Annotated in this window: 13 protein-coding genes and 1 pseudogene; 12 read left to right on the forward strand and 2 right to left on the reverse strand. The window is 54.4% G+C overall.

From position 1 onward, the window contains the following. Nucleotides 1–21: 21 nt before the first annotated feature. Nucleotides 22–168, reverse strand: a complete 147-nt coding sequence (locus C4N23_RS14075; protein WP_005933048.1) for a CD1871A family CXXC motif-containing protein — start codon at nt 166–168, stop codon at nt 22–24. Nucleotides 169–315: 147 nt separating this feature from the next. On the opposite strand from C4N23_RS14075, the gene C4N23_RS10425 reads away from it, so the two are divergent. Both C4N23_RS10425 and C4N23_RS10430 read left to right on the forward strand, forming a co-directional pair. Beyond that, on the forward strand, nt 316–993 hold the full coding sequence (locus C4N23_RS10425) for a response regulator transcription factor (protein ID WP_097839019.1): 678 nt from the start codon (nt 316–318) through the stop codon (nt 991–993). Beyond that, nucleotides 990–2,159 (forward strand): sensor histidine kinase, encoded by a 1,170-nt coding sequence (locus tag C4N23_RS10430; protein ID WP_112145886.1) that lies wholly within the window; start codon nt 990–992, stop codon nt 2,157–2,159. The genes C4N23_RS10425 and C4N23_RS10430 overlap by 4 nt, the downstream gene beginning before the upstream one ends. 98 nt (nt 2,160–2,257) lie before the next feature. Here the strand turns inward: C4N23_RS10430 and C4N23_RS14400 are convergent, their stop codons facing one another. Further along, a complete protein-coding gene (locus C4N23_RS14400; protein ID WP_342587756.1) occupies nt 2,258–2,410 on the reverse strand; it encodes a hypothetical protein in 153 nt (50 codons plus the stop codon). Nucleotides 2,411–2,441: 31 nt separating this feature from the next. On the opposite strand from C4N23_RS14400, the gene C4N23_RS14405 reads away from it, so the two are divergent. From C4N23_RS14405 to C4N23_RS10480, 10 genes and pseudogenes are all read left to right on the forward strand, one after another. Continuing rightward, nucleotides 2,442–2,585 carry a recombinase gene (locus C4N23_RS14405; RefSeq protein WP_342587757.1) on the forward strand — a complete coding sequence of 48 codons (144 nt, stop codon included), beginning with the start codon at nt 2,442–2,444 and terminating at the stop codon, nt 2,583–2,585. Nucleotides 2,586–2,951: 366 nt separating this feature from the next. Further along, nucleotides 2,952–3,314 carry a helix-turn-helix domain-containing protein gene (locus C4N23_RS10440; protein ID WP_120021025.1) on the forward strand — a complete coding sequence of 121 codons (363 nt, stop codon included), beginning with the start codon at nt 2,952–2,954 and terminating at the stop codon, nt 3,312–3,314. A gap of 125 nt (nt 3,315–3,439) precedes the next feature. Beyond that, on the forward strand, nt 3,440–4,309 hold the full coding sequence (locus tag C4N23_RS10445; RefSeq protein WP_112145890.1) for a DUF6017 domain-containing protein: 870 nt from the start codon (nt 3,440–3,442) through the stop codon (nt 4,307–4,309). Continuing rightward, complete coding sequence (locus tag C4N23_RS10450) at nt 4,309–5,217, forward strand: ParA family protein (RefSeq protein WP_112145892.1); 909 nt, start codon at nt 4,309–4,311, stop codon at nt 5,215–5,217. Before C4N23_RS10445 ends, C4N23_RS10450 begins: the two co-directional genes overlap by 1 nt. Next, entirely contained in the window at nt 5,174–6,100 is a 927-nt protein-coding gene (locus C4N23_RS10455) for a ParB/RepB/Spo0J family partition protein (RefSeq protein WP_112145894.1), read from the forward strand. Before C4N23_RS10450 ends, C4N23_RS10455 begins: the two co-directional genes overlap by 44 nt. 63 nt (nt 6,101–6,163) lie before the next feature. Then, nucleotides 6,164–6,589, forward strand: coding sequence for a hypothetical protein (locus C4N23_RS10460; protein WP_112145896.1), 426 nt, complete (start codon nt 6,164–6,166; stop codon nt 6,587–6,589). Between the two features lie 8 nt (nt 6,590–6,597). Further along, nucleotides 6,598–6,789: a hypothetical protein gene (locus tag C4N23_RS10465; protein ID WP_112145898.1), complete on the forward strand. Its 192-nt coding sequence runs from the start codon at nt 6,598–6,600 to the stop codon at nt 6,787–6,789. After that, on the forward strand, nt 6,722–7,153 hold the full coding sequence (locus C4N23_RS10470; protein ID WP_242983773.1) for a DUF3846 domain-containing protein: 432 nt from the start codon (nt 6,722–6,724) through the stop codon (nt 7,151–7,153). Before C4N23_RS10465 ends, C4N23_RS10470 begins: the two co-directional genes overlap by 68 nt. Nucleotides 7,154–7,177: 24 nt before the next feature. Beyond that, on the forward strand, nt 7,178–7,642 hold the full coding sequence (locus tag C4N23_RS10475; protein ID WP_112145900.1) for a PcfB family protein: 465 nt from the start codon (nt 7,178–7,180) through the stop codon (nt 7,640–7,642). After that, nucleotides 7,639–7,938 (forward strand): annotated as a pseudogene (locus C4N23_RS10480) (conjugal transfer protein TraG); the annotation flags it as partial. The gene C4N23_RS10475 and the pseudogene C4N23_RS10480, both read left to right, overlap by 4 nt. Nucleotides 7,939–8,054: the final 116 nt, after the last annotated feature.

Raw genomic sequence — 8,054 nt, forward strand, 5'->3', positions numbered from 1 at the left:
TGCGAAACGCCTGAAAACTTTTTACCCAATACCCACACACTCCAGACATAATTTGATTGCTTTGCTCAGCACTGTCGCCGCCTCGCCCCGCCAGACGCCGAAGCACAGCATGGCGACTCCGGCCATCAGCAGCGCGATCTGCGCCGCAGCCTTTTTCCCGCAGCTCATTTTTCATCATCCTTTCCGATTTTCTGCCCCCATCATAGCGCGGGAGAGTTAAAGTCTCTGTTAAGAACGAAAACTTAACGCAAACCTTATCTATTTTTGCTATAATGAAAGCAACATAAAAACGGAGAAATAAAAAGGAGAGTTCTCATGCACCTTTTAGTAATTGAAGACGAACGCGCTCTGTGTGAAACAATCGTCCGCAGCCTGCGGCGGCTGGCCTACAGCGTGGACTACTGCTACGACGGGGAGAAGGCTCTGGAGTTGCTGGGCGTGGAGTGCTACGATCTGGTACTGCTGGATCTGAATCTGCCGAAAAAGGACGGCATGACGGTGCTGCGCACCCTGCGGCAGACCGACCGTGAGACGCGGGTGCTGATCCTCTCCGCCCGCAGCGAGGTGGAGGACAAGGTGCAGGGGCTGGACGCCGGGGCAAACGACTATCTTGCAAAGCCCTTTCATCTTGCCGAGCTGGAGGCCCGCATCCGCAGCCTGACATTGAGGCAGTTCACCCAGCAGGATGTGCTGCTAAGCTGCGGAGGCTTGAGCTTCGACACCCGCTCCCGCACCGCCGCCGTCAATGGGCAGACGCTGACGTTGACCCGAAAGGAAACGGGGATACTCGAATACCTGATGGTGCATCAGGGGCGGCCCGTGAGTCAGGAGGAGCTGATGGATCACGTTTGGGACAACAGCGTGGACGGCTTCAGCAATTCCATTCGAGTCCACATCTCCGCCCTGCGCAAAAAGCTCCGCGCCGTGCTGGGCTATGACCCCATCCGCAACCGCATCGGCGAGGGCTATCTGATGGGAGGCGAGGAATCATGAAGCGTCTTTCCCTGCAGTGGCGCATCACGCTGATGTCCGTCCTGCTCATCGGCATCACCTGCGTGGCCATGAATCTGCTACTGTGCTCCTCCGGTGTGTACTATATGGACACCATTGCAGACAGCTTACAGGGCGGCGGCACGGTGATCCTGAATGATAGCGGAGCGGCGAGCTTTGACCCGCAGCTCATAGCGCCCAACGAGGAGTTGACCATCGTCGTCGATGGGGTGCAGGGGCGCTTCCGCACCACCAACTGGTACATCACGGCGGCGGTAACGCTGCTCAGCGGCATCCTCGCCTATTTCGTCAGCGGACGTGCTCTCAAGCCCCTGCGCAGCTTTACCTCGCAGGTGGAGCAGGTGCAGCTGAACAATCTTGCCGATATGAGGATCGATGAAGACTCCATTTCGGAGTTCCGGCAGCTGAGCCGCTCGTTCAACCAGATGCTGGAGCGGCTGAACAACGCCTTTTCCGCCCAGCGGCAGTTCACCGGCAACGCCGCCCACGAGCTGCGCACGCCGCTGGCGCTGATGCAGGCGCAGCTGGAGCTGTTTTCCGCGGAGCATCCCGATGTGCGGCCGGAGACGGCGGAATTCCTCACGCTTTTGCGCGAGCAGACGGAGCGGCTGACGCAGATGACCAAGACGCTGCTGGAGATGAGCAATTTGCAGCAGGTGGCGCGGAACGAGCAGCTCCAGCTCGCCCCCATGGTCGAGGAGATCTTTACGGATCTTGCGTCGCTGGCGGAGAAGCGAAGCATCACGCTGGAAGCGGAGGGCGACGCCGCCCTGACCGGCAGCGACGCGCTGATCTACCGCATGCTCTTCAACCTGACGGAGAACGCCGTCAAATATAACCGTCCCGGCGGCTCAGTGCGGGTCGAGCTTGCACAGGGGCAGGAAAAGTGCATCATTCGCGTTTCCGACACTGGCTGCGGCATTCCGGAGGAGTATCAGCGGAGCATTTTCCATCCCTTCTTCCGGGTAGACAAATCCCGCAGCCGCGAGTACGGCGGCGCGGGACTGGGACTTGCTCTGGTGTGGGAGATCGCCGATCTCCACGGCGGCTCCGTTTGGGTGGAGGAAAGCTCGGACAAGGGCACGACCATCGCGGTGGAGCTGCCGGCAGGGGCGGAAAACGATTCCTCCGGCGCGGATATCCCATAATAGTCCTCGGCGGTTTCATGATGATCGTTTTTCAACCTCCACAATGTTATCGCAGCAGCTCCTTCGCCACACTCGCCGTAAAAAACTTCGTTGACGTCTCATTGCCGCAGTAATAGATATTCCTGCGCCGGACTGCCGCTCTTGCTTTTTTCCATGTAGACCCGATGGGAAAGCGGATTCGGCCCGATTTCCTGAGCCAGCATTTCCCAGATTTTCTGGTAGCACACCAGATGAAGCGTATCCGTTTCCACAACCTGCGCCAGTCTGCTCTATGCCAATGGCGTGAGCCTGAAGGAAATTCAGGAGTGGCTGGGGCACAGCGACATCAGCACAACAAGCAACATTTATACACATCTGGATTTATCCAGCAAGGTATCTTCTGCCACTGCCATCGTCAGGATCTCCCCGGAGGAGACAAAGGTGTGAAAATGAGCCGGATGCGGTGGATAAAAAATAGCAAAAGACCCCCAGCTAAAGCTGAGGGTCCTTCGTTATGCCGGTGGTGGGGGTCTCCCGCGCACTGATCAACAGCCCGCAGGGCTGATTGCTCCCCTGCTGTGCAGGGTCGTGCTGTTCGACCCGCTCACACGCCGCAGATAAAAAGGAAGCCCCCCAGACAAGCTGGAGGGCTTCCTTTTTATGCCGGTGGTGGGGGTCGAACCCACACGTGTTATTAGCACAAGGGATTTTGAGTTTTTATCCGCATCTTCCATCTGGTGTCATCCAGTGATATCTAGTGATATCTGGTTCCCACTGTGCAAAAGCAAAATTCACGCCTCAACGAATAATAATTTGAAATATCCACGATTTTTCGATGCGTTTTTCCTCTACTCTGTTTTTTCGGTTTGGACCGCCCAAATGGAAATTGGAGGGATGTTCAGGAGGGATGCAGGGCAAAACGCTCCTCTGCTTAGGCACAAAACGAAAGGAAAGTCAAGGATAATGAATCAAAATCAAGCAAAAGAGTATTATAAAAAATTATTTGTGAACTATCCTGATGTGCTGTCTGTCGAAGAAGCAACAACTTTACTCGGTTTCAAAAGCCAGACTGCCATCATCAGAAGAATCCATCAACATAGAATTCGCTGCCTGAAAGTCGGACGATCTTTCATGATTCCGAAAGAATATCTCATCGACTATCTTTTGGATAGCTAAATTATACAGCCATTATATTACATAGTGCACCACTTTTCAATAAGAAAAGAGTGCGCTTTTTATTTTCAAACGAAAGGCGGTCGATTTTTTGAACACAAGCTGGAGCAAAACGTTGAAAAAGCCACATGACCCTTGACTACTTCTACGGACAAGCCGGAGAGCTGTTCTCCTTCTACCGCATTCCAAAGGCTCTGTTTCAGGAGCAGCGGTTTCAAAATCTGTCAACCGATGCCAAAACGCTGTACGGCATCCTGCTTGACCGCATGAGCCTGTCTGTGAAAAACGGCTGGCTGGACGAGCAGAACCGGGTGTTCATTATCTTCACGATAGAGGATGTCAAGAGGGCGTTGTGTTGCGCAGACAACAAAGCGACCAAGCTGCTCCGGGAACTCGAAAAGTTTGGTCTGATTGAACGAAAACGCAGAGGTCTGGGAAAGCCAAGTTTGGTGTATGTGAAGAACTTTTCGGCAGAATCGTCAAAATCAATATTCCAGAATCGTGATTTTCACGATTCTGGAGGCTTCAAAAACGCAAGTCAAGACCCTTCAAAATCACGATGTAATAAGACTAAAGAGAATGATACTGAAATGAGTGAGACTGATCCATTCTATTCGGAAGAAGCGGATGGGATGAGCAAACGCACCCAACTGGAAGAATATTTTTCTCAGGCTTTGGAGGTAGACCTTCTGCTCCGGCTTTGCCCGGACGATGAGGACACCATCTATCAGATTGTGGACTTGCTTGTGGACACCTGTGCTACCAACCGCAAGCTGCTGCACATCGCCGGGGACGATAAGCCCGCCGAGGTGGTACGCAGTCGCTTTATGAAGCTGAACGCTGACCATATCCACTTTGTGCTGAAGTGCCTTGCAGAGAACAGCAGCCCGATCCGAAACATGAAACAATACCTGCTTGCTTCTCTGTATAATGCACCCACCACGATGCAGCTTTTCTATCAGAACCAAACCAACCACGACTTAGCGATGCGGAGGTGATGAAAATTTCAAAGAAAGCAACCACAATAGCCATCGTCAACCAGAAAGGCGGCACCGGCAAGACCACCACCTGTGAAAATCTAGGCATCGGGCTGGCGATGGAAGGTAAAAAAGTCCTGTTGGTGGACGCTGACCCGCAGGGCAGCTTGACCATAGTCGCTTCGCTCCTATGGCTAGTTGTGTGCACTGCGTGCAGATTTATATTTGCCCGCCATGCGGACATTGCCATCAGTATGGGCTGGCAGCAGCCCGATGAACTGCCCACTACCCTTTTCACCCTGATGCAGAAAGCCATGAATGACCAGAGTATTCCACCCGGTGAGGGCATCCTGCACCATGCAGAGGGCGTTGACCTGATTCCGGCAAACATTGAACTGGCAGGGCTGGAAGTCTCTCTTGTCAACACCATGAACAGGGAAAAGATGCTCAAGCAGGTGTTGGACGGTGCAAAACGAGAATACGACTTTATCCTGTTGGATTGCACCCCTTCCCTTGGGATGCTGACCGTCAATGCCTTGGCAGCGGCAGACACCACCCTGATCCCCGTGCAGGCGCAGTACCTGTCTGCGAAGGGCTTGGAACAGCTTTTGCAGACCGTCCAAAAAGTCCGGCGGCAGATCAACCCGAAACTAAAAATTGAGGGCATCCTGCTGACTATGACCGACAGCCGCACCAACTACGGACAGCAGATCGACAACCTGATTCGAGGTGCTTACGGCAGCAAGATCAAGGTGTTCGACCAAACCATTCCCCGGTCTGTCCGCGCTGCGGAGATCAGTGCCGTGGGTAAGAGCATTTTCCAGCACGACCCCAAAGGCAAAGTGGCAGAAGCCTATAAATCTCTGACAAGGGAGGTGATGGCGAATGCCGAAAAACAGCTTAAACGTGTCGCTGAAAGGGGCAGATGACATTTTCTCCACCGAGGAATCCCGACAGGAACAGCAGCGGGAGCAGGTGCAGCAGATTCCCATTGGAGAACTGTTCCCCTTCAAAGACCATCCCTTTAAGGTCTTGGATGACGAGTCCATGCAGCGCACGGTGGAAAGCGTAGAGCAGTACGGCGTGTTGTCTCCGCTGATCGCCCGCCCACGCCCGGAGGGTGGCTATGAAATCATCTCCGGGCACCGCCGTCAGCACGCTGCACAGCTTGCCGGGCTGGACACCCTGCCGGTTATTGTCCGTCAAATGGACGATGATGCCGCAGTTTTGCTCATGGTGGACAGCAATCTTCAGCGTGAGAACATCCTGCCCAGTGAAAGGGCTTTTGCCTACAAAATGAAGCTGGAAGCTCTAAAAAATCAAGGTGCTAGGTCGGATTTAACTTCCGCCCAACTTGGGCGGAAGTTGGAAACAGCAGATATTGTTGGTCAGGAATCTGGCGACAGTAGGAATCAGGTTCGGCGCTTTATCCGCCTGACCAACCTTGTCCCCGAACTGCTGGACATGGTGGACGAAAAGAAAATTGCTTTTAATCCCGCTGTGGAGCTGTCCTATTTGGACGAAAGCCAGCAGCGGGATTTTTTAGAAGCCATGCAGGACACCCAGAATGCGCCGTCCCTTTCCCAAGCGCAGCGGCTCAAAAAGCTGGCACAGGAAGGGCACTTCTCGTATGACGTTGCCTTTGCGGTCATGGGCGAAGAGAAAAAGGACGAACTGGACAAGATGGTCATCAAAAACGACACCCTGCGGAAATACTTTCCCCGCAGCTACACTCCGAAACAGATGGAGGACACCATCATCAAGCTGCTGGAACAATGGCAGCGCAAACAGCAGCGGCAGAATGAACGCTGACTTATACCGTAACGAAAGACCCGATGGGGTCTTTTTCTTTTGCAAACAAAAGGAGAACAGCCTATGAATGATTATTCCAACCGCATCATCCGCTCCGAAGAGATCACCATTGATGTGCGTATCTGCGCTGCACTGGCGGCAAACCGGGGCAGCGGCGAGGTCTACCTCGCGGCCATTGCCCCGGATATGGAGCTGACCGTCATCACGCTGGACGAGGCTCCCGACATCCTGCCCTGCTTTGAGGAGGACGATGCCTGCCTGAACCTCCCCAACACTTCGCTGCTGCTCTGCTACAACCCGGCACAGGTGCTGAAGATGGGCGGCAAGCACTACCTGACCGGCCCGGTGATTCTGGTTCGCACCAACATGGACGGCGAGGTCATCTCGCTGACCATTGATGAGGTCTACCTGTTCCAGAAGTATCTGGAAAGCCACAGCATCACCCTGATGGCTGACGACCAGAAGCTGCCCTGCATCTGCATCGACTGAGGTGTGTCATGCTGAACTTTTTTATCGGTTTCGCCTTTTTTGAAGCGGGTGCCTTTTTCGGCTTCTTCGTGGCGGCTCTGATGCAGGCGGCACGAAGCGGCGAAATCGGACTGAATGGAAAGGAGGATTCGCATGGAAGAGAACACCCTGTCGGTGCTGAAAATTACGCCGGGGCAGCATCCGCAGCAGGTCGAGATTGACAACGACCTGAAAGCCTTGCAGCAGGCTGTGGGCGGCTCGATTGATGCTGTTTACCCCTTTGCAGACCCGGTGGCTATCATCTGCAATGACGAGGGCAAGCTCATGGGACTGCCCCTGAACCGTGCCCTGCGGGATGAAAACGGGCAAATGTACGATGCCGTTGCTGGGACTTTTCTGGTAGTGGGACTGGGCGAGGAGGATTTTGCATCCCTGACCCCGGAGATGGCGCAGAAGTATGAGCAGCTTTTTCATCAGCCGGAAGCCTTTCTGAAACTGGGCAACCGTCTGTTGGTACTGCCGGTGCCCGATGAACCCACTGCAGAAAAGCCCCGCACCAAGCCCCCGGCAGAGCATGACCGCTAAAATCACCCTGCTGCACGGGAGGTGATGGCAGTGCAGGAAGAAATCGAACAGAAGTCATTCAACATTATGATCTCCACCACAAAACTGTCTGCCCGGACCGTCCTCCGGGCGGTAAAGGCGGCATTTCGGCTGTACCAGTCCAAAACATCCCAAGGTAAGCAAAGTGTCCGCACCCTTCTGCGGCAAAACCGGGGCGTGTCCAGCGTGGAGATCAGCAAGACCGGCATCCGTAGTCTGGAACGCTATGCCAAAAAGTACGGCATCGACTACGCCATCCGCAAGGACAGCTCTGAGGTGCCGCCCCGGTATCTGGTCTTTTTCAAAGCCCCGGACGCAGAAGCCTTCAACTCGGCGTTCAAAGAGTATTCGGCATCTCTGCTGAACAAAGACAACCGCCCCTCGGTGCTGGCAAAACTGCATGAACTGGTGCAGGCGGCGGCAGAACTCCCCGACAAAGTCCGGCACAAGGAACAGGAGCGCGGACTGTGACCACGAAAAAGCTGACAAAACTGCTGGCGCTGTATCTGCCCTATCTCCTGCTGGGGCTGGTAGCAACCAATCTTGGCGAAGCATGGCGGCTTGCGGAGGGCAAGGAACTGGGCGATAAGATCATGTCCATGATGAGCACCATCCCGGTGGCATTCGCAAACCCTCTGCCCAGCCTGCATCCTCTGGATCTGCTGGTGGGCCTGTGCTGCGGCGCAGGGCTACGGTTGGCGGTCTATTTGCGTGGCAAAAACGCAAAAAAGTACCGTCACGGCATGGAGTACGGCTCTGCCCGGTGGAGTGCATAATTTTAAGTGTAAACAACACCTACATGGACGCAGGAGGTTATGCACATGACTGATTATAGCAAAATTACAGCCCTTTACTCCCGCCTTTCTGTGGGCGACGAGGACAG

The organism is Faecalibacterium hattorii, assembly GCF_003287455.1.
In the GTDB taxonomy this organism is placed as follows: Bacteria; Bacillota; Clostridia; order Oscillospirales; family Ruminococcaceae; genus Faecalibacterium; species Faecalibacterium hattorii.

What these genes read in the sequence shown, in the direction of transcription:
- C4N23_RS10430 (WP_112145886.1), top strand. Translation starts at nt 990, where the DNA reads ATGAAGCGTCTTTCCCTGCAGTGGCGCATCACGCTGATGTCCGTCCTG.
- C4N23_RS14075 (WP_005933048.1), bottom strand. Translation starts at nt 168, where the DNA reads ATGAGCTGCGGGAAAAAGGCTGCGGCGCAGATCGCGCTGCTGATGGCC.
- C4N23_RS10475 (WP_112145900.1), top strand. Translation starts at nt 7,178, where the DNA reads ATGGCAGTGCAGGAAGAAATCGAACAGAAGTCATTCAACATTATGATC.
- C4N23_RS10425 (WP_097839019.1), top strand. Translation starts at nt 316, where the DNA reads ATGCACCTTTTAGTAATTGAAGACGAACGCGCTCTGTGTGAAACAATC.
- C4N23_RS10450 (WP_112145892.1), top strand. Translation starts at nt 4,309, where the DNA reads ATGAAAATTTCAAAGAAAGCAACCACAATAGCCATCGTCAACCAGAAA.
- C4N23_RS10465 (WP_112145898.1), top strand. Translation starts at nt 6,598, where the DNA reads ATGCTGAACTTTTTTATCGGTTTCGCCTTTTTTGAAGCGGGTGCCTTT.
- C4N23_RS10445 (WP_112145890.1), top strand. Translation starts at nt 3,440, where the DNA reads ATGACCCTTGACTACTTCTACGGACAAGCCGGAGAGCTGTTCTCCTTC.
- C4N23_RS10455 (WP_112145894.1), top strand. Translation starts at nt 5,174, where the DNA reads ATGCCGAAAAACAGCTTAAACGTGTCGCTGAAAGGGGCAGATGACATT.
- C4N23_RS10460 (WP_112145896.1), top strand. Translation starts at nt 6,164, where the DNA reads ATGAATGATTATTCCAACCGCATCATCCGCTCCGAAGAGATCACCATT.
- C4N23_RS10470 (WP_242983773.1), top strand. Translation starts at nt 6,722, where the DNA reads ATGGAAGAGAACACCCTGTCGGTGCTGAAAATTACGCCGGGGCAGCAT.